We start from the raw sequence: 18,833 nt of genomic DNA, 5'->3' as shown, positions 1-18,833 counted from the left end.
GTTCACAGGGTCCGCGGCTCCGGCGTGCGGCTAGCATGTGCGGTATGAGCCAAGACCAGCAGCTACCCGGGCCGGGAGCCGGCCTTTCCACCGGGACCACGGCGCCCTCCCCTACCGGGCGGATCCTCAGCAGGCCCGTGCTCGCCTGGGCATCCTGGGACTGGGGATCGGCGGCCTTCAACGCGGTCATGACCACCTTCGTCTTCACCGTGTACCTCACATCGGAACCGTTCGGTGGTGAAGAGATTGCCTCGCAGTACCTTGGCTGGGGACTTGCTACCGCGGGAGTGCTGATCGCCCTGCTTGCGCCGGTCACGGGCCAGCGCTCCGACAGCGGCGGTCGCCGAAGGTTCTGGCTCGGCGTCAACACCCTGATCGTGGCGTCCCTGACGGCCCTGTGCTTCTTCGTCCTCCCGCGCCCCGAACTGCTCATCCTGGGAGTGGCGCTGATCGCCGCCGCCAACATCTTCTTCGAGTTCGCCGGAGTCAACTACAACGCGATGCTGGTGCAGATCTCCACCCCGGCCACCGTCGGCAAGGTCAGCGGCTTCGGCTGGGCGATGGGCTATGTGGGGGGCATCGTGGCGCTCGTCATCGTGCTGGTGGCCTTCATCCAACCCGTGGTCGACTGGCCGGGAGCGCAGACGGAGAACGGCCTGAACATCCGCCTCGTGGCAATTTTTTCCGCGGTCTGGTTCCTGGCCTTCGCCCTTCCCGTGCTGTTCACCGTTCCCGAAGTGCCTCGGCAGGCGAGAACCGCGCACCTCAGTTTCCTTGCTTCGTACGGGCTGCTGGTTCGCCGCGTGAAGGCGATCTACCGGACGAGCCCCCACACCATCTTCTTCCTGCTCGCCAGCGCCATCTTCCGTGATGGGCTCGCCGCGGTCTTCACCTTCGGCGGCATCATTGCCGCCGGCACCTTCAACTTCACCTTCAGCGAGGTCATTCTCTTCGCCATCGCAGGGAACATCATTGCCGCTGTCGGGTCGGTGATCGGAGGTTTCTTCGATGACCGGGCCGGGCCGAAACGCGTGATCATCGCCGCCCTGGTCGGCCTGCTGTTCGCCGGTACGGCCGTGTTGGTCCTCGGTGCCGAAACCTACATGTTCTTCGGCTACACCTGGACGGGGGACACGACATTCTGGACCTTCGGCCTGATGCTCACGCTGTTCGTCGGCCCCGCCCAGTCATCCTCGCGGGCCTTCCTCGCCCGGCTGGCTCCCGCTGGCGAGGAAGGGGAGATGTTCGGTCTCTACGCGACCACCGGGCGGGCGGTGAGCTTCCTGGCGCCCGCGCTGTTCGCCCTGGCGATCGGGATCTTCGGGGAACAGCGCTACGGCATCGCCGGGATTCTGGTGGTGCTGCTGGCAGGCCTGCTCGTACTGCTACCGGTCAAGCCGCCCGCGAAGGTCGCCGCCGCCGTCGTGCCGGATGCCTGACCTCCGCTGATGCCGGCCGCCCGGCCCCCGCTGATTAAGCACCTATGGCTGCTTCGCCGCACGAATAGCCGCCTTAAGTGCTTAATCAGTGGGGGGTTGGATCGACGTCCGGTGGAAGTTCAGGTGGCTGCGCGACGCCGTCGGGCCGCGCTGGCCCTGGTAGCGGTTGCCGTACGTCCCCGAGCCGTAGGGATGCTCGGCGGGGGAGGTGAGCCGGAAGAAGCACAACTGGCCGATCTTGGAGCCGGGCCACAGTTTGATGGGCAGTGTGGCCATGTTGGAGAGCTCGAGGGTGACGTGCCCGGAGAAGCCCGGGTCGATGAAGCCCGCCGTCGAGTGGGTGAGCAGCCCGAGGCGCCCGAGCGAGGACTTGCCTTCCAATCGGGCGGCGATGTCATCCGGCAGGGTCACCATCTCGAACGTGGAGCCGAGCACGAATTCGCCGGGGTGCAGGATGAAGGGCTCGTCGGGAGCAACCTCGACGAGCCGGGTGAGGTCCGGCTGATCCTCAGCAGGGTCGATGTGCGCGTACTTGTGGTTGTCGAAAAGCCGGAAATAGCGGTCGATCCGCACATCCACGCTCGAGGGCTGCACCATCGCATCGTCGTGCGGCTCCAGCACGATGCGGTTTGCGGAAATTTCGGCTCGGATGTCGCGGTCGGAAATCAGCACCGTCCAACGTTACCAGTCACGTTCCTATCTCGGTACGGACGGCGAAAAGCTCCGGAAAGAACGTGAGCTCAAGCGCCCGTTGCAGGAAGCCGACGCCGGAGGAACCTCCCGTGCCCGTCTTGAAGCCGATGGTGCGGGCCACGGTCTTCAGGTGCCGGAAACGCCACAGCTGGAAATTGTCCTCGAGATCCACCAGTTCCTCGCAGGCTTCATAGACATCCCAGTGCTCGGCCGCGTTCTCGTAGACGTGCCGGTAGACCTGCACCAGTTCCGGGCTGAAGACGTGGGCCTGGGTCACATCGCGTTCCAGAAGCACCGTCGGTACGCTGTACCCGCGCCGGGCAAGGAATGCGATGAACTCGTCATAGATGCTCGACTGCGCCAGGAGCTCCTCCAGCAGACCGAAAGCGGCCGGGTCGGCTGCGAAGACCTGCAGCATCGCCTCGTTCTTGTTCCCGAGCAGGAACTCGACGGCGCGGTACTGATAGGACTGGAACCCGCTCGCAGCACCGAGATCGCCGCGGAATTCCGCGTACTCCGACGGCGTCAGCGTCGCGAGGACCGACCACTGCTCGGTCAGCGACCGCTGGATGTGCTTGATCCGCGCGATGCCCTTCATCGCCGAGCGGAGATCGTCGCGCTGCAGGTGGATCCGCACGGCCCGGAGTTCATGGAGGACCAGTTTGAGCCATAGTTCGGAGGTCTGGTGCTGGATGATGAACAGCATCTCATCGTGGTGCACCGGACTGCTCACGGGGTTCTGCGCGTCCAGGAGCGTTTCAAGGGACAGGTATGACCCGTAGCTCATCTTCCCTGCCAGGTCCTTCTCGATCCCGGCCTCCAGGCTGCGGGTGTTCTTCTCGACGCTCATGGCGTCAAGCCTACGGGGCCCGCGCTGCCGGATCCGCTGGAGGCGTTCCCGCTGCAAGAGTCCCCATTGGCACTGTCGGAGGGGCGGACTAGGTTTAGGTGCAACCCAGGAGGTCCAATGCACGTCTGCAGCATCATCCCACCCCATCTGTTGGTGACCATCGCCGAAAGCAGCGACCCGCGCCACGCCGCCGCCGCGGATTCGGCCCGCCGGGCACTGGTCCAGTTGCCTCCGCTGGTTGCCGGGCGGTCCCTCGCCCTCGCCGCTCCCGTCCGCCGGGGGACAGCAGTGGTGTCGCAACTGCAGCGCAGGGTGTCCGACGCCGGAGGAAAGGAAACGCTGCCCGGAACCCTCGTGCGCGGCGAGGGCAAGCCGCCCACCGGCGACGCCGCAGCGGACGAGGCCTACGACGGCCTCGGCGCCACCTATGCGCTGTTCAACGACGAGTACGGGCGCTCATCGATCGACGGCGCGGGAATGCCCCTCGAGGCGACCGTCCACTACGGCGAAAGGTACGACAACGCGTTCTGGGACGGTGAACGCATGGTCTTCGGCGACGGTGACGGCGAGATTTTCGGCCGCTTCACGGCCTCACTGACCGTCATCAGCCACGAGTTGACCCACGGCTTCACCCAGTACTCAACCAACCTGCAATACCAGGGCCAGTCCGGCGCACTCAACGAGTCCCTGTCCGACGTCTTCGGGGTGCTGGTGGAACAGCGCGAACTCGGTCAGGATGCAGCCGACGCATCATGGCTCGTGGGGGAAGGCATTTTCGCCGACGGTGTGCAGGGCAACGCGCTGCGCTCGTTGCGGGCGCCGGGAACAGCCTACGACGACGACATCCTCGGCAAGGACCCCCAGCCGGCTACGATGGCCGACTATGTGGAGACCGAAGCCGACAACGGCGGCGTCCACATCAACTCGGGCATCCCCAACCACGCCTTCTACCTGGTGGCCAGCAGGCTTGGAGGTCGCGCCTGGGAACGTGCAGGCCACATCTGGTTCGACACCGCAACCGGTGGCGCGGTGCCCGCCGAATGCACTTTTTCCCAGTTCGCGCAGGCCACGACGGCCGCTGCCCGCAAACGATTCGGTGCGGGCTCGGAGGAGGCTGCCGCTGTTACCAGCGCGTGGGAAACCGTAGGAGTGGACCAGTGAGGATCGAAATCTCCCGCTCCGGCGGCTTCGCGGGCCTTACCCGGACCTGGAACGTCGAAGTGAGCCGCACCGAGGCGGAGGAACGCTGGGTGCCGCTGGTGGAGGAAGCCGCCCACCAGGATGAGAACCTGAGGAACCAGTCTTCCGACGCCGCGGTACCCGACACCCAGCGCGACCGCTTCGTCTACCGGATCGTCATCGGCTACCACGAGGCGACCCTCCCCGAGAGCCGCCTCGGCAAGCCGTTCAGGGAACTGCTGGACCGGGCGAAGGCGGAAGCTCCCGGGCCGACTGCCATGCCCGGCCGGGAGCAGGAGCGGCCTCCATCGCCCTGAACCTGTTGTAGGGTTATGGAGCGGTTCCAACTGCCGCGCGGGCGTAGCTCAATGGTAGAGCGCTAGCTTCCCAAGCTCGATACGCGGGTTCGATTCCCGTCGCCCGCTCCACGCATTTTCGGCGCTCTTCGGTGCATCCCCGAAGCCCCGCGCCGTCCCCCACAAGCCGGTCACCGGCCCCGCCACCCTACACAGGCGCCACTCCGGGTGCCCTCATGCAATTGATCAGGGTACTGCCTAGCGAATTCCTCCGCTTAGGCATATGGTCAAAAAACGAAGGTTGCTTAGGCTGGCGTTTCATTGTGGGGTGTCGGTCGAGCTGGCTACAAAGATGTGGAGGCTCGGTAGGAATGCCGATCAATCGAAGAAAACGTCGTTCCGCCCGAACCCGCCCAAGGGCTGCAGCGGTCGCGTCAGTGATGATGGGAACCCTGCTGGTCAGCGGCTGCGGCCCTGCCGAAAGTGACAACACCCTGACCTGGTACATCAACCCCGACGACGGCGGGCAGGCCGCCATCGCGGAGCGGTGCACCCAGGAATCGGGCGGTGCGTACAGCATCGAAACGTCTCTGCTGCCAAGCGATGCGGCGTCCCAGCGTGAGCAGCTCGCCCGCAGGCTCGCAGCAGGAGATTCGTCGCTCGACATCATGAGCCTCGACCCGCCGTTCATTCCGGAGCTGGCAGAACCGGGCTTCCTTGCACCCGTGCCCGACGATGTTGCGGAGCGCACCACCGAGAACGTGGTGGAGGGCGCACTCGCGGGAGCCACCTGGAAAGATGAGCTGGTAACGGTGCCGTTCTGGGCCAACACGCAGATCCTCTGGTACCGCGAATCGGTGGCCGAGGCCGCGGGGCTGGACATGACGCAGCCGGTGACCTGGGACCAGATCATCGAAGCCGCCGCGTCCCAGGAAAAGACCCTTGGCGTGCAGGGCGCGCAGGCAGAGTCCATGACGGTGTGGATCAACGCACTCATCGAATCGGCCGGCGGATCCATCGTGACGGACCCTGAAGCGACTGCTGACGAGATCGAGCTGGGGCTCGTTTCGGAAGCCGGCACCGAGGCTGCGAGGATCATCTCCACCATCGGCGAGGAAGGCCTCGGCGGCCCGGGCCTCGCAACGCAGGACGAGAACAATTCCATGATCAGCTTCCAGGGAGACTCCGGATCCTTCATGGTCAACTACCCCTTCGTCTGGCCCGCCACCAATGCAGCAGTGGATGCCGGAACCCTCGACGCAGCGCTGATCGACGACATCGGATGGGCGATCTACCCGCAGGTCGCCGAGGGAGAGGAAGCTGCCCCACCCCTCGGCGGGATCGATCTCGGAGTCGGCGCGGAAAGTGACAACCCGGCACTGGCCTATGAGGCGATCGAGTGCATCGTCTCGGTCGAGAACCAGGCGGAGTACTTCATCACCAACGGCAACCCTCCCTCGAACACCGAAGCCTACGAGGATCCCCGGATCGAGGAGACGTTCCCCATGGCAGAGACGATTCGGGAATCACTCGAGCAGTCCGCTCCACGTCCGCAGACGCCTTTCTACAACGAGGTGTCCACCGGGCTCCAGCAGACGTGGGCCCCGCCCGCAAGCGTCGATCCGGAGACAACTCCTGAAAATTCCGCCGAATTCATCACCGCGGTCCTTCGAGGGGAGCAATTGCTATGACGTCAGCGATTCCAGCGAAACCGGCGAACCCGACACGAAACCCGGATCGGGAGCCGGGTGTCGCGACCAGGGACACACCGAAGAAGAAGTCGACGCAGCACTACAGTGACCGGGCACGGGCCGAACGGAAACTCGGTTGGGTCCTCGCGGGCCCCGCTTTCGTGATCATGCTCCTCGTGACGGCCTACCCGATCCTGCAGGCCATCTATGAATCCCTGTTCCAGTTCCGGCTCACCGCGCCGGATGAGCGTGAATTCATCGGTCTCGGCAATTATGCGGTCATCCTCACCGATCCCGTCTGGTGGAGTGACCTGTGGACCACGGTACTGATCACGGTGATCACCGTCGCCGTCGAACTGGTCCTCGGTTTCGCCCTCGCCCTGGTGATGCACAAGGCCATCAAGTCCTTCCGCGGAATCCTGCGTACTGCCATCCTGGTGCCCTACGGCATCATCACCGTGGTGTCGGCGTTCGCGTGGTTCTACGCCTTCGACATCAACTCCGGCTACGTCAACAACTGGTTCTCGTGGCTCCCCGGAATCGACGAGGACCTGAACTGGTTCGCCCAGACCGGCACCGCCCTGTTCGTAATCATGGCCTCGGAGATCTGGAAGACCACACCGTTCATCTCCCTGCTCCTCCTCGCAGGCCTGGCGCAGGTTCCGGACGAACTGAGCGAGGCGGCGAAGGTGGACGGCGCAACGTGGTGGGAACAGATGCGCAAGGTCATCATTCCCAACATGAAGGCCGCGATCATGGTGGCGGTGCTGTTCAGGGCGCTGGACGCCTTCCGGATCTTCGACAACGTGTTCATCATGACCAACGGAGCCTATGGCACCGAGGTGCTCTCGCTCCTGGCCTACCGGCAGTCCATCAGCCGTCTGGAGATCGGCCTCGGGTCCGCCGTATCGGTCCTCCTGTTCCTCTGTGTCCTGATCATCTGTTTCATCGCCATCAAGCTCTTCAAAGTGGATCTTGCCGGCTCACAAGGGGGTAAGTGATGACTGAGAAGAAGACGAAGAACAAAGTCCTCTGGGTGGTGGTGGGCGCCCTGGTCCTGCTGTACGCACTCTTTCCGGTGGCCTCGATCCTCGCAACCTCGTTCAAGGCCCCGAGCGATCTCACCAGCGGGAAGTTCCTTCCTACCGGCGGCACGGCGACAACCTCGAACTACGAGCAGATCCTCGTCGGCGACGCGCAGGAACTCTTCCTCTCGTCCCTCCGGAACTCGATCGGCATCTCGCTCATCGCCACCTTCATCGCCGTCGTCCTGGCGACCCTATGCGCATACGCGATTGCACGCCTCGATTTCCCCGGGAAGAAGCTCATCCTCACCACGGCCTTGGCGGTCTCGATCTTCCCCGTCATCTCGATCGTGACTCCGCTGTTCAACCTGTGGCGCACCATCGGCCTGTACGACACGTGGCTCGGCCTGATCATCCCCTACCTGTCGCTGACCCTTCCCATCTCCATCTGGACCCTCGCGGCGTTCTTCCGCCAGATTCCCTGGGAGCTGGAGCAGGCCGCGCAGGTGGACGGCGCCACGACCTGGCAGGCCTTCCGCAAGGCGATCGTGCCGCTCGCCGCACCGGGCGTCTTCACGACGGCGATCATCGCGTTCTTCATCGCGTGGAACGACTTCGTCTACGGGATATCACTGACGTCCACCGAGGCGGCGAGACCCGTTCCCGCTGCACTGGCGTTCTTCACCGGCGCCTCCCAATTCGAGGCGCCGACGGGTGCAATCTCGGCCGCGGCGATCATCGTCACCATTCCGATTGTCCTGCTGGTTCTGCTCTTCCAACGCCAAATTGTTTCAGGCCTGACCTCGGGCGCCGTCAAGGGCTGACGCCCTCCGGCTCAAGAAAAGGATTCGCACCATGGCTTCAATCACCCTCAATAACCTGGTCAAGAAATACGGTGACGGCTTCCCCGCCGTCAACGACATCAGCATCGACATCGCCGACGGCGAGTTCATCATCCTGGTGGGCCCGTCCGGCTGCGGCAAATCCACGCTCCTACGCATGATCGTGGGCTTGGAGGACATCACCGACGGCGATCTCCTGATCGACGGCAAGCGCGTCAACGACAAGGCTCCCCGTGAGCGCAATCTTGCGATGGTGTTCCAGAACTACGCGCTGTACCCGCATCTCACCGTGTACGAGAACATCGCGTTCCCACTGCGCCTGGCCAAGGGCAAGCACTCGGAGGAACAGGTCGACAAGCTCGTCACCGAGGCGGCCTCGACGCTCGAACTGACGGACCACCTGCAGCGCAAGCCCGCCAACCTTTCGGGCGGCCAGCGCCAACGCGTGGCGATGGGACGAGCCATCGTGCGGCAGGCCGATGCCTTCCTCTTCGACGAGCCACTCTCCAACCTCGACGCCAAGCTGCGTGGCCAGATGCGCTCGGAGATCTCCCAGATGCAGCGCCGCCTGGGCGTCACCTCGGTGTACGTGACCCACGACCAGACGGAGGCCATGACCCTCGGCGACCGCGTGGCCGTCCTCAAGAAGGGCGAACTTCAGCAGATCGCCTCACCCCGTGAACTGTACGAGCAGCCCATCAACCTGTTCGTCGCCGGTTTCATCGGCTCGCCCTCGATGAACTTCCTGCCCGCCACGGTCGAGGGGAATACCCTGAAGACCGTTTTGGGGGACCTCGCCATCACCCCGGAAAAGGCGGCGAAGGCGGCCGGCAAGAAAGTGGTGCTGGTAGGAGTCCGGCCCGAATTCTTCGAGGACGCCAAGCTGGTGGAGGATTCGAAGCTCGGCCACGGTTCGACCTTCACCGCGAACCTCACGCATACCGAATGGCTGGGCAACGAGCAGTACGGATATATCACCTTCGACCCCGCCCCCGAAGTGCGTGAGCTCCTGAACAATCTCGCCCGCGACATGGATGCCGACGAGCTGCGTCCCCAGATCGTCGTCACCCTCGACGCCGCGAGCCGTATCCGCGGTGGACGTGAAGCGGAGATCTGGCTCGATACCCGGAAGCTGCACCTGTTCGATCCCGAAACCGGGGACAACCTGACGCGCGATGCTGCGGCCGGGGCCGCCCTCACCGAGGAGGCGAACGAGGAGCGCGCCGAGGAGATCGCGAATGCCCAGGATCAGTCGCTGCAGGACGCCGGTAGCTCGGGGCAGGGCAGGGCGGCGGGATCACCGGACCCGGTCGCGCCACGGCAGGCTGGATCAGCAGGTGGGACAGGATCCGCCGGCGGAGCCACCGCGGCCGGCAGCGGAAAACACACTGCCGGCTGATTCGCCGGCCCCAGCGCAGGGACCCGCGGTTGCCTGCGGGGTCGTGCCGGACATCCATCGCGCGGTAGTTGCGGCTTTTCGCCGGAAACGCGGTGATCACTTCGCAGTGGATGGTCCGAAAGCGTACTTCGGCTGCCCGGCAGGTAGCGTAGGACTATGCAGGGCACTTCCGGAATGAAAGTAATGGCCGGGTGGCTGCTCAGCCTGATGCTGGTCGTGGCCGGATTCATCGGCACCGTTTCCGTGCTCAACAGCACTCTGTACAGCCCTGGGTATCAGGTCGAGGAATACTTCAACGCCCTGAGGAGCGGCAACGGTGAGCGTGCGCTCGGCCTGCTCAACGCGTCTGTGCCGGAAGGTTCCGCGGCAGTCCTCGACGGTGCTCCTCTCCAACGGGGAGCCTCCGCGGTACAGGACGTCGAAATCCAGGAACCGACGGCGGCAGGCCAAGACCGCGTGGACGTACCCGTCACCTATCGAATCGGAGATTCCGACTACACCACGTCATTCCCGCTGGAGAAAACAGGATCCGAATGGCTGTTCTTTCCTACCTGGGAATTCGCGCCCTCAGCCCTGCCCACGGTCGACGTCTCGGTGCGGGACATGGCCGAGTCGACGGTCAATGGCCAACGGATAGCGACGCCCGAGGGCAGGAACACCCTCCCCACGTTCTACCCGGTGGAACTTGCTGCCCACTACACCAGCGAGTACTTCGCTGCCCCGTCCCGCACGCTTCCGGTCACCAGCAGCACCCCCGCGGACAACGCGCTTCCACTGGAGCCCGCGCCCACAGCGGCACTGGTCGAAGCCGTGGACGGGAAAATCCGGGAGTTCCTTGACAGCTGCGCCGCCCGGGCTGTTTTCCAACCCGCCGACTGCCCGTTCAACTACCAGACCAGCCAGCGTCTCGCGGGTGAGATCCAGTGGTCCATCCAGCGCTATCCGGAAGTACGCATCGAGCCGGTCGACGAAGGATGGGCCCTGGCCCCGTTGGCCGGTTCCGCGCAGCTCGACACGCAACTCCAGGACCTGTTCACGGGTGCCATCGAGGACGTCTCGGTGACCCGCGACTTCGAGTTCGATGCACGCCTGACGGTGACGAACTCCTCTGTCACCGTCGCGCCGGTCATCGAGTTCTAGGAGCCGGCCGGCCGCGACCGTTGTCTGCAGTGCTGCCGTACCTGTCCGAGTCCTCGAGACGAAGGGTAGGCGTCAGTCGAGGCCGCGGAGATCGAGCACCAGCTCCGCGTTCCCCTCGGAACCTACCGTCACCGGAATACCCCAGTCCTGCTGGTACAGGTGGCATGCGGCATGCTCAGGGATTTCACCGCCGGGCTCGCCGTCGCAGGCCGCGGCACGCGCCGTGATGTGCAGCACTCCCCCACCCGCATCCTCTGACAGCCGCAGCTCACGCGTCAGGCCCACGGAGGTCCCCCCGCCTGAAACCAGCAACGACTCCGGCGACGCGGAGATCTTCAGCTGCGTCGGATCGCCCCACCGGTCATCGAGCTTCTGGCCCGTCGGCGCGGAGAAACGAATGGTCAGTGCAAGCGGACCGCTGGTGACAGCGGTGGCCGGCCGCTGGGTCTGCGACGCTCCTTCATCAACGGCCAGCGCTTCCCGCGGGATCGGGACACGGATGAGCTGGTGCTTGTTCGTCTCGACGACGATCAGCAACGGCTCACCCCCCTCGGCAACGGGGCTGTGGTCGATGAGTACGTCGGACGGCTCCGAGAGCCCCCGCACCAGGGTCGAGACCTGACGGGTGGCGGGGTCATAGCGGCGCACGGCCCCGTTGTAGGTGTCGGCGATCGCCACCGACCCGTCCGGCAGCGCCGTCACACCGAGCGGGTGCTGGAGGCGCGCCGACGCGGCGTCGCCGTCGCGGAACCCGAAATCGAAGAGGCCGGTGCCGACGGCGGTACGCACCTGGACATCCTGCTGCCCGTCCACCTCGGCGAAGGTGAGGACGCGCAGCGCGGACGTCTCGGAATCGGCGATCCAGATGGAGCCGTTCGCGTCCTCGGCGAGCCCGGACGACTGGGCGAACCATGCGGCCCCGGCGTCGCCGTCGAGCAGGCCCTCCAGACCGGTACCGGCGAGCACCTCCACGGCGTGCGACAGCGGGTCATAGGTGAAGATCTGGTGGGTGCCGGCCATCGCGATGACCACGCGCTCCAGAACGGTCGAATAGAGCACGTCCCACGGCGAGGAGAGTGACACGTTGAACGCGTCGGTGCCGAGGTGGCTGTCGGTGAGGCGCGGGGTTTCGCTCGCTGCACCGATCTCGTGCGCATTCTCCTGCAGGCCGGCCTTGGTGTGGTTGCCGGCGTCGAGCAACCGCTGGATGCCGTTGCCGGCGAGGGTGCGCACGGCGCCGGTCTCGAGTGAGACTCCCCGCAACCGGTGGTTGACGGTGTCAGCGACGACGACGTCGTAGCCCACCTGCCCGGCGACGTCGGCCGGCAACAGCGCGAGTCCCTGGGGCTCGTTGAACTCCGTGTCCGCGGGGCCGCCGTCGGCGGATCCCTTCCTGCCGGAGCCGATCACACGGCGCACCGAGGTCAGGTCGGCCTCGAGCTCCACGAGCCGGTGGTGGCCCGTGTCCCCCGCGAGGAAGGTGCCGGTGGCCGGCAGCGCAAGGAGCTTGCCGGGGAACTTCAAATCGCCTGCCGTGCTTGCGGCAGGGACGTAGGGACCATTCCCGCGGTGCAGGGTCCCCTTGGCCGAATGCTCCTCGACCAGTTCGGACACGAGGGAGTCAAGGCCCGCGGCGTGCCCTTCGCCGGACAGGTGTGCCACGATGTAGCCCTCGGGGTCGATGACGACGAGCGTGGGCCAGGCGCGCGCGGTGTATGCCTGCCACGTGGTCAGGTCAGGATCGTCGAGCACCGGGTGGTGGATGTCATACCGCTCCACGGCGGCCGCGAGTGCCACCGGGTCCGCCTCGTGCTCGAACTTGGGCGAATGGACGCCGACGGTCACCAGCACGTCCGAGAACTTCTCCTCGAGCGGACGGAGCTCGTCGAGCACATGCAGGCAGTTGATGCAGCAGAACGTCCAGAAGTCGAGGATCACGATCTTCCCGCGGAGGTCGTCGAGCTGCAGTTGCTTCCCCCCGGTGTTGAGCCAGTTGCGGCCCGTGAGCTCGGAAGCACGCACACGGTAGCCCGTGCGCAGGGACGTGTCGGTCATTCTTGATCTCCTGGTTTGGCGGTGACCCGGGGCTCCGGGGCCTGCCTTCGCGTGTCCCGGGCCGCCAGATCGGCGAACATAGAGTTGTAAGCCGTGAGATCGGCGTCGTTATTCCTGTCTGCCGCGCGGTCGGTGCGCTTCGTCTCCCGCGCGTCGGTCCGCGACCACAGAATGGCGACGCCGATGGCCAGCAAGAGCGTGGGCACTTCGCCGATTCCCCAGGTCACCGCACCGCCCAGCTGCTGGTCCTCGATGGCTGACAATCCCCAGTCCCGGCCCATGCTGCCGAACCACGATGCCTGCAGCAGGGACGGCGATCCCATCAGGGTCACGCCGAAGAACGCATGGAAGGCCATCGTGGCGAACAGAAGCAGGATGCGTAGCGGGAAGGGTGCCCGCAGTGGCACCGGGTCGGTGCCGATCATCGAAAGAACGAAGATATAACCCGTGATGAGGAAGTGGGCGGTCATCAGTTCGTGTCCCACGTGTTCGCGCAGCGCAAAACCGAACAGCGGCGAATAGTAGAAGATCACGATGGAGCCGGCGAAGTTCGCTGCGGCGAACAGGGGGTGCGTCACCAGCTTCGACAGCCGGGAATGCACGACGACGAGGATCCACTCGCGGATGCCGCGTGTGCCGTCCCCGCGGGGCGAGAGCGCCTTCAGCGCAAGGGTGACCGGTGCCCCGAGGACCAGGAACAGGGGGACGACCATGGTCAGGGCCATGTGGTCCACCATGTGCGCGCTGAACAGGATCATGCCGTAGATCGCTGGAGCACCCGACGTGAAGTAGGTGAGCAGCACAAGCCCGATCAGCCAGCACGCGAGCTTCAACCCTGACCACGAGTCACCGCGGCGCTGCAGCTTGACGACGCCGAGAATGTAGGCGACTCCCACGGTCAGCGCGAAGGCGATCCACAACCAGTCGGGCCGCCACTCCGTGAACCAGCGCGCGGGGGTCAGCTCCGGCGGAAGCTCATAGTTGGTGAGGATCCGGGCCGGTGTGGCGTCCGGCGCGAGTTCCTCGCTCCGGGGTGGAGCGGTCCGTCCGAGAGCGACGGCAACGCCCGAGACGGCGCCCATGATGAGCAGCTCCACGGCGATCAGCTGCCACAGCACGCGTTGCGCCGAGAGCTGCGCGCCGGAGGGGCTGTTCGTGTCTCCGAGCTGGGGGATGATCCACTGCCGGTGCATCCAGCCGATCCCGCCGAGGAGGATCGTGGCTACGGCCTTGAAGGTGACGAGGAGCCCCCAGGAGGAACTCAGCTGTGACAGGTCGCTGATGCGCAGGCTCGCATTGACGATGCCTGATGCGAATACCAGCACGAATGCGAACCCGGCCAGGGCCGAGAAGCGCTTCAGCACGGGCAGCACCGAGCTGCCGAGCGTCCCTCCGACGGCGGCCAGGACGATGATGCCGCCCATCCAGAGGCAGACGCCCACGAGATGGAGTGCGATCGAATTGACGGCGGCGTTGTGGTCATCGCCACTGGCGGAGTGGCCTACGAGGGCGGTGGGCAGCAGTCCGCCGAAGGCTAGGACGGCAGTCAGGGCCAGTCCCGTCAGGGACCGGACCCCGAACGTCAGCGTGGCCACCACTGCCGCGATCATGGCGGTGATGAGCCAGGCACGGCCCGTGTCGAAGTCGGTGAGGAAGGCGGCGAGTCCCTCGGTGTATGCGGCGTCGGCACTCAACGGCAGCCCTGCGGCGTCCGAGTAGGTGAAGACCATTCCACCGAGGGCGCCGAGGGTCCACATCACCGCGGCAACTGACGCCACCAGCAGAGTGCGAGTGAACGCCGGATGCTCGGCCGAGCCTGCTACCGGCCGGCGGCCGTCGCCGGAGTCCCGCCGTCGCGGAAGGATTCCCACCGCAAAGACCAGCGCGCCGATGGTCCCCGCAGCTCCCACGTTGTTGAACGCCTTCGCCACGGGCAGGCCCCAGCGCGTCAGCGCACCGGGATCTCCCAGTTGGCGGGCGGCAGCGGCGCCCGAGAACAGCAGGGCGAGGACGAGCGCCCCGAGCACGACGGCGACGGCCCCGCCGAGCAGGGCCGTCCGGACCCTGCTGGCCGGCAGCACCGGGCTCGGCCTGTGCTGCGGTTCCCTGGCTGTTGTAGACACATCCCCTATTCTCTACCCGCAGTAGAACAAGGGCCAACTTCCTGAAGCGTCCCGGCCTTAAAAGGAGAAGGACCACTCCGCGGAAGCGGGTGGTCCTTCTCCTCTACCGGAACCTACTTGGCGGACGCCTTCAGCTTCGAACCGGCGGTCAGCTTGACGCTGTGGCCGGCGGCGATCTGGATGGTCTCGCCGGTCTGCGGGTTACGACCGGTACGGGCTGCGCGGCTTGTGCGCTCCACTGCGAGCCAGCCGGGGATGGTGATTTTCTCGTCCTTGGCAACGGACTCGGCGAAGACATCGAACAGGGCATCGAGCACGCTGTTCACGGCAGCCTGGCTGGTGTCAGCCTTGGCGGCTACCTCTGCAACAAGTTCACTACGGTTTTTAGCCAATTTAGGTCCTCCTGGACGTCTGTTTTCCGTTGAGCTTTCGGGGTATTCGAAAAGCCTCTGTGCGAAAACCTACCAGCTTGACCGGGAGAAGCCCGGTTTTCAGGGGTTTTCCCGAATATCTGCGGCGCTTTTTGCACAGAAGAGCCGACAACCCTAGGCTGTCGGCTCCCCTGATGACTCAGCTTTTACCCGCAGCTGTTACCAGCTGGACTTCGTCACACCGGGCAGCTCGCCGCGGTGGGCCATGTCACGGAAGCGGACACGGGAGATGCCGAACTTCTGGAGCGTTCCGCGGGGGCGTCCGTCGATCTGGTCGCGGTTGCGCAGGCGGACCGGTGAAGCGTTCCGGGGAAGCTTCTGCAGGCCCAGACGTGCGGCTTCGCGGGCCTCGTCGGTTGCGTTGGCGTCGACGAGGGTCTTCTTGAGTTCGAGGCGCTTGGCCGCGTAGCGCTCGACAATGACTTTGCGCTGCTCGTTACGAGCAATCTTTGACTTCTTGGCCATGTTTAGCGCTCCTCTCGGAATTCGACGTGCTTGCGGATCTTGGGGTCGTACTTCATCAGGACCATGCGGTCAGGATCGTTACGACGGTTCTTGCGGGTCACGTAGGTGTAGCCCGTTCCCGCGGTGGACTTCAGCTTGATGATGGGACGTACGTCCTTGTCCTTTGCCATTAGAGCTTCACTCCCCTCGCGAGGATCGCTGCCACAACGGCGTCGATACCCCGCACGTCGATGGTCTTGATGCCGCGTGCAGAAACCTGCAGCGTGACATTACGGCGCAGGGACGGAACCCAGTAGCGCTTCTTCTGAATGTTTGGGTCGAACCGGCGCTTGTTGCGGCGGTGCGAGTGCGAAATGCTGTGTCCAAAGCCGGGCTCGGCTCCGGTCACTTGGCAGTGGGCTGCCATAACTCTCCTCCAGATTAGATGAACGTGACGGGGTCACTTGTAGAGCGTCCCGCCACCAGTAATGACACCGTTATTACTGCAGCTTTCCGGAGGTTGACCTGGCAGGGTGAGAGCCTGCCGAAGTGCCTCGCCGCGAGGGAAGACGGTGAAGATTAGGCCTGACACGGACCGAAGATCCGGCAGAGCCTTAAATTCCAGGTAGTCACGGGCGGTCGGACAGCTCCCGCGGCAGCGGAACCGCAGCAGGAAAGACCCAACCAAACGCCATACCATACTACGGGCGCACCGCCCATGCTCCAAACCGGCTACGGATCGATTTCTCCGTCGGAGCCGACCACCGCGGGAAGGTCCGATCCCTGGATCGACCGATCCCCACCGAGGTCCGCGTCGGCATCGACGATGGCATACCGGATGTGCGCACCCTTGCCCACCCTCACGCGCTCGAGGATCACCGAGTCCTCGACCACGGCTCCGTGCTCGACGACGACACCGGGACCGATGACGCTGTGGGAGACACGGCCATGGATCCGGGCGCCCGGGGCGATCAGGGAATCGGCGATGTCCGCCCCCTCCGCGATGAACGCCGGCAGCAGGTGGGGTGCATCAGTGAGCATCGGCCACTCGGCATGGCCGAGATCGAGCGCCTTGCCGTCGAGGAGATCCATGTGTGCCTGGTGATAGGTGGCAGGCGTGCCGAGGTCGCGCCAGTAGCCCTCGATCCGGTGCTCCACCGCCAGCCCTTCCCTCACGAGGTGCGGGACGAGGTGGTCGCCGTAGTCCTCGAGGGAGTCGTGCCTCGACTCCAAGAGGTCCAGGATGCCCTGCAGCTTCGGCCAGTCGTACAGGAAGACCTCAGCGGCAACGACCTGCGTCCTCGGCTCTTCGGGCTTGTATTCGAAGCCGGTGATCCGGCCCGCCCCGTCCGCCTCGACCACGCCGTGGTTCGAGGCATCGCCGTCCATTCGCGCGGTGGCCATGGTCAGCACCGCATCCGCCTCCTGGTGGGTCTGCACCAGGTCGCGGTAATCGAGCCGGTACAGGTGGTCCGCACTGAGCACGAGCAGCAGGTCCGGGGCGAACTGGTCGATCAGCGCCGACTGCCTCGCCAGACCGTCGGCGTTTCCCTCCGCGAATCCCTCGCCCGGCAGGCCGCTGAAGGGCGGCAGCACCCGGAGCCCGCCGTGCGTACGGTCCAGGTCCCAGGGCCTTCCGTTGGACAGATGGTCATTGATGGTCTTCGGCTGGTACTGCTCCAGGATCCAGACGTCGGAGATTCCGCTGTGATGCAGGTTGGACAGCGCGACGTCGATGAGCCGGTAGGCCCCGCCGAACGGAAGCGCCGGTTTCGCCCGATACGCGGTCAGTGCCCCCATCCGGTTCCCGGAGCCTCCGGCCATCACGACGGCGAGGATCCTGGGGAGCTTCATGGAACCTCACTTCCCAGGTCTTCCCTGAGAATCCAGGAGTCGGCATCGAGCCGCGCCAGGATTTTCCTTCCCACGCGTTCAAGATCCGCGACGTCGGTATCGTCGAGGGCATCGAAGACGGTTCCGCGGACCTGCGCCACGTGGGACACAGCGAGGTCGGTGAGTGTGGTCAGGCCCGCGGGGGTGAGCTCCGCCGTCGTCACCCGACCGTCGAAGCTGGACGGCCGCCGGACCACCCAGCCCCGCTGCTCGAGCTTCTTCACCACGTGGCTGAGCCGGGACAAAGAGGCATTCGAGCGCGCCGCGAGGTCGCTCATCGGAAGCGTCCCATCAGCGGATTCCGAGAGCATGGCGAGTACGTGATAGTCGAAGAGGGTGATACGCGCCTCCTTGAACAGGTGCGCATCGAGGGCACCTGGCAACAGCGAGGAGACAGCATAGAGCGCCAGCCAGGCCCGTCGTTCTTCCCGGCTGAGCCATTGGGTACCCGTCGTCATTTGCCCATCTTGGCACAGCGCACGCCGGAGCAAACAGGATCTTCGCGTCAGACGCCTGCGCGGACCCAGTCCGGGTGCACCAGCGAAGGGTATTTGGCCTGGAGGGTGTCGCCCGAGGAGATACCGCGGAGTCTCCTGCCCACCCAGGGGGAAACATGGTCTCGGGCCCATTGCGCGTCGGCCCGCAATTGCCCGGCACGGGTCAGCGCCGGTCTTGCCTCGAGTTCAGGGGTATCGAGGGAATGTGACGCCTTGATCGCCTCGAGAACACGCATCGCCATCAGGGTGTGCCCTGCCGCTGACATGTGCATGCGATCGGTGTCCCAGTAACCCCAGTCCTGGAACTCCCGCATCCGCCAGTAGTCGACGATCTCCGCGCCGTGGCGATCCGCTATCTCACGCACGAATTCGTTGTACACGGCGGTCCGGCCGCGCGTCTTGCCGAACACTGCGGAGCCGGAGGAATCGAACCCGGTGAACAGCACCACCACCGTGCCGGATCCGGTCAGCCTGGCCACGCCGTCGTCGTAGGCCGCCATCAGGCTGTCGATACTGACGCGGGGCCGCAGGATGTCATTGCCGCCGGCGTACAGCGTGACGAGCGTGGGCTCCAGTTCCAGAGCGGCGTCGATCTGCTCGTCGAGGACCTGCTGCAGTTTCTTCCCGCGGATGGCGAGGTTGGCATACCCCCAGACCTGGTCGGCGAGGATGAGCTGCTGCGCAACGCGGTCAGCCCAGCCCCGGACACCGTTGGGGCTGCCCGGATCCCAGTCACCCACTCCCTCGGTGAAGGAATCGCCGAGAGCCACGTACCGCTGAGTAAATTCCACCCGCCCAAGATTACCCGCCCCCGCTACTGAATTCCCGAACGAGCC

The 18,833-nt window shown here is 65.2% G+C and carries 19 protein-coding genes and 1 tRNA gene; 9 read left to right on the top strand and 11 right to left on the bottom strand.

Annotation, left to right across the window (positions count from 1 at the left end; translation table 11 throughout):
* Window positions 1-44 precede the first annotated feature (44 nt).
* Entirely contained in the window at window positions 45-1,439 is a 1,395-nt protein-coding gene (locus IWX75_RS02090; protein WP_196820577.1) for an MFS transporter, read from the top strand.
* 81 nt (window positions 1,440-1,520) lie between these two features.
* Here the strand turns inward: IWX75_RS02090 and dcd are convergent, their stop codons facing one another.
* Both dcd and IWX75_RS02080 read right to left on the bottom strand, forming a co-directional pair.
* The gene (gene dcd / locus IWX75_RS02085) at window positions 1,521-2,111 is read right to left on the bottom strand and encodes a dCTP deaminase (RefSeq protein ID WP_196820576.1); all 591 of its coding nucleotides are present in this window, start codon (window positions 2,109-2,111) and stop codon (window positions 1,521-1,523) included.
* 16 nt (window positions 2,112-2,127) lie between these two features.
* Window positions 2,128-2,982, bottom strand: coding sequence for a tryptophan 2,3-dioxygenase (locus tag IWX75_RS02080; protein WP_196820575.1), 855 nt, complete (start codon window positions 2,980-2,982; stop codon window positions 2,128-2,130).
* Between the two features lie 117 nt (window positions 2,983-3,099).
* Between IWX75_RS02080 and IWX75_RS02075 the strand changes: the two genes are divergently transcribed.
* The 8 genes from IWX75_RS02075 to IWX75_RS02040 all read left to right on the top strand — a co-directional run bounded on the left by IWX75_RS02075 (window position 3,100) and on the right by IWX75_RS02040 (window position 10,554).
* Window positions 3,100-4,143: a M4 family metallopeptidase gene (locus tag IWX75_RS02075; protein ID WP_196820574.1), complete on the top strand. Its 1,044-nt coding sequence runs from the start codon at window positions 3,100-3,102 to the stop codon at window positions 4,141-4,143.
* Entirely contained in the window at window positions 4,140-4,478 is a 339-nt protein-coding gene (locus IWX75_RS02070) for a protealysin inhibitor emfourin (protein WP_196820573.1), read from the top strand. The genes IWX75_RS02075 and IWX75_RS02070 overlap by 4 nt, the downstream gene beginning before the upstream one ends.
* A 37-nt stretch (window positions 4,479-4,515) precedes the next feature.
* Window positions 4,516-4,589, top strand: a tRNA-Gly gene (locus IWX75_RS02065).
* 239 nt (window positions 4,590-4,828) lie between these two features.
* Window positions 4,829-6,148 (top strand): extracellular solute-binding protein, encoded by a 1,320-nt coding sequence (locus IWX75_RS02060; RefSeq protein ID WP_196820572.1) that lies wholly within the window; start codon window positions 4,829-4,831, stop codon window positions 6,146-6,148.
* Window positions 6,145-7,149 carry a carbohydrate ABC transporter permease gene (locus IWX75_RS02055; protein ID WP_196820571.1) on the top strand — a complete coding sequence of 335 codons (1,005 nt, stop codon included), beginning with the start codon at window positions 6,145-6,147 and terminating at the stop codon, window positions 7,147-7,149. Before IWX75_RS02060 ends, IWX75_RS02055 begins: the two co-directional genes overlap by 4 nt.
* Window positions 7,149-7,997: a carbohydrate ABC transporter permease gene (locus IWX75_RS02050; protein ID WP_026549648.1), complete on the top strand. Its 849-nt coding sequence runs from the start codon at window positions 7,149-7,151 to the stop codon at window positions 7,995-7,997. Before IWX75_RS02055 ends, IWX75_RS02050 begins: the two co-directional genes overlap by 1 nt.
* 31 nt (window positions 7,998-8,028) lie before the next feature.
* Window positions 8,029-9,414 carry an ABC transporter ATP-binding protein gene (locus tag IWX75_RS02045; protein WP_334684043.1) on the top strand — a complete coding sequence of 462 codons (1,386 nt, stop codon included), beginning with the start codon at window positions 8,029-8,031 and terminating at the stop codon, window positions 9,412-9,414.
* Window positions 9,415-9,570: 156 nt separating this feature from the next.
* The gene (locus tag IWX75_RS02040; protein ID WP_334684042.1) at window positions 9,571-10,554 is read left to right on the top strand and encodes a hypothetical protein; all 984 of its coding nucleotides are present in this window, start codon (window positions 9,571-9,573) and stop codon (window positions 10,552-10,554) included.
* A gap of 72 nt (window positions 10,555-10,626) precedes the next feature.
* On the opposite strand, the gene IWX75_RS02035 is transcribed toward IWX75_RS02040, so the two are convergent.
* The 9 genes from IWX75_RS02035 to IWX75_RS01995 form a co-directional block, all read right to left on the bottom strand.
* Window positions 10,627-12,609 (bottom strand): NHL domain-containing thioredoxin family protein, encoded by a 1,983-nt coding sequence (locus IWX75_RS02035; protein ID WP_196820570.1) that lies wholly within the window; start codon window positions 12,607-12,609, stop codon window positions 10,627-10,629.
* Window positions 12,606-14,732: a bifunctional copper resistance protein CopD/cytochrome c oxidase assembly protein gene (locus IWX75_RS02030; RefSeq protein WP_196820569.1), complete on the bottom strand. Its 2,127-nt coding sequence runs from the start codon at window positions 14,730-14,732 to the stop codon at window positions 12,606-12,608. The genes IWX75_RS02035 and IWX75_RS02030 overlap by 4 nt, the downstream gene beginning before the upstream one ends.
* A gap of 113 nt (window positions 14,733-14,845) precedes the next feature.
* Entirely contained in the window at window positions 14,846-15,124 is a 279-nt protein-coding gene (locus IWX75_RS02025; RefSeq protein WP_026532177.1) for an HU family DNA-binding protein, read from the bottom strand.
* A gap of 198 nt (window positions 15,125-15,322) precedes the next feature.
* Window positions 15,323-15,628, bottom strand: a complete 306-nt coding sequence (gene rpsN / locus IWX75_RS02020) for a 30S ribosomal protein S14 (RefSeq protein WP_026532176.1) — start codon at window positions 15,626-15,628, stop codon at window positions 15,323-15,325.
* Window positions 15,629-15,630: 2 nt separating this feature from the next.
* Entirely contained in the window at window positions 15,631-15,798 is a 168-nt protein-coding gene (gene rpmG, locus IWX75_RS02015) for a 50S ribosomal protein L33 (protein ID WP_019481734.1), read from the bottom strand.
* The gene (rpmB, locus tag IWX75_RS02010; protein ID WP_026532175.1) at window positions 15,798-16,034 is read right to left on the bottom strand and encodes a 50S ribosomal protein L28; all 237 of its coding nucleotides are present in this window, start codon (window positions 16,032-16,034) and stop codon (window positions 15,798-15,800) included. The genes rpmG and rpmB overlap by 1 nt, the downstream gene beginning before the upstream one ends.
* A gap of 305 nt (window positions 16,035-16,339) precedes the next feature.
* Window positions 16,340-17,461, bottom strand: coding sequence for a glucose-1-phosphate adenylyltransferase family protein (locus IWX75_RS02005; protein WP_196820568.1), 1,122 nt, complete (start codon window positions 17,459-17,461; stop codon window positions 16,340-16,342).
* Window positions 17,458-17,958, bottom strand: coding sequence for a MarR family winged helix-turn-helix transcriptional regulator (locus IWX75_RS02000; protein WP_196820567.1), 501 nt, complete (start codon window positions 17,956-17,958; stop codon window positions 17,458-17,460). The genes IWX75_RS02005 and IWX75_RS02000 overlap by 4 nt, the downstream gene beginning before the upstream one ends.
* 47 nt (window positions 17,959-18,005) lie before the next feature.
* On the bottom strand, window positions 18,006-18,788 hold the full coding sequence (locus IWX75_RS01995) for an SGNH/GDSL hydrolase family protein (protein ID WP_196820566.1): 783 nt from the start codon (window positions 18,786-18,788) through the stop codon (window positions 18,006-18,008).
* Between the last annotated feature and the right edge of the window lie 45 nt (window positions 18,789-18,833).

The organism is Arthrobacter sp. CAN_A6 (genome assembly GCF_015751715.1).
Classification (GTDB): domain Bacteria; phylum Actinomycetota; class Actinomycetes; order Actinomycetales; family Micrococcaceae; genus Arthrobacter_D.
The sequence above is the reverse complement of the archived record's forward strand: the minus strand, read 5'-3'. Positions and strand labels throughout refer to the sequence as shown.

Coding starts and splice junctions, on each gene's coding strand:
- IWX75_RS02040 (WP_334684042.1), top strand. CDS start 9,571: ATGCAGGGCACTTCCGGAATGAAAGTAATGGCCGGGTGGCTGCTCAGC.
- rpsN (WP_026532176.1), bottom strand. CDS start 15,628: ATGGCCAAGAAGTCAAAGATTGCTCGTAACGAGCAGCGCAAAGTCATT.
- IWX75_RS02090 (WP_196820577.1), top strand. CDS start 45: ATGAGCCAAGACCAGCAGCTACCCGGGCCGGGAGCCGGCCTTTCCACC.
- IWX75_RS02045 (WP_334684043.1), top strand. CDS start 8,029: ATGGCTTCAATCACCCTCAATAACCTGGTCAAGAAATACGGTGACGGC.
- IWX75_RS02060 (WP_196820572.1), top strand. CDS start 4,829: ATGCCGATCAATCGAAGAAAACGTCGTTCCGCCCGAACCCGCCCAAGG.
- IWX75_RS02000 (WP_196820567.1), bottom strand. CDS start 17,958: ATGACGACGGGTACCCAATGGCTCAGCCGGGAAGAACGACGGGCCTGG.
- IWX75_RS02050 (WP_026549648.1), top strand. CDS start 7,149: ATGACTGAGAAGAAGACGAAGAACAAAGTCCTCTGGGTGGTGGTGGGC.
- rpmG (WP_019481734.1), bottom strand. CDS start 15,798: ATGGCAAAGGACAAGGACGTACGTCCCATCATCAAGCTGAAGTCCACC.
- rpmB (WP_026532175.1), bottom strand. CDS start 16,034: ATGGCAGCCCACTGCCAAGTGACCGGAGCCGAGCCCGGCTTTGGACAC.
- IWX75_RS02035 (WP_196820570.1), bottom strand. CDS start 12,609: ATGACCGACACGTCCCTGCGCACGGGCTACCGTGTGCGTGCTTCCGAG.
- IWX75_RS02080 (WP_196820575.1), bottom strand. CDS start 2,982: ATGAGCGTCGAGAAGAACACCCGCAGCCTGGAGGCCGGGATCGAGAAG.
- IWX75_RS02005 (WP_196820568.1), bottom strand. CDS start 17,461: ATGAAGCTCCCCAGGATCCTCGCCGTCGTGATGGCCGGAGGCTCCGGG.
- IWX75_RS02055 (WP_196820571.1), top strand. CDS start 6,145: ATGACGTCAGCGATTCCAGCGAAACCGGCGAACCCGACACGAAACCCG.
- IWX75_RS02075 (WP_196820574.1), top strand. CDS start 3,100: ATGCACGTCTGCAGCATCATCCCACCCCATCTGTTGGTGACCATCGCC.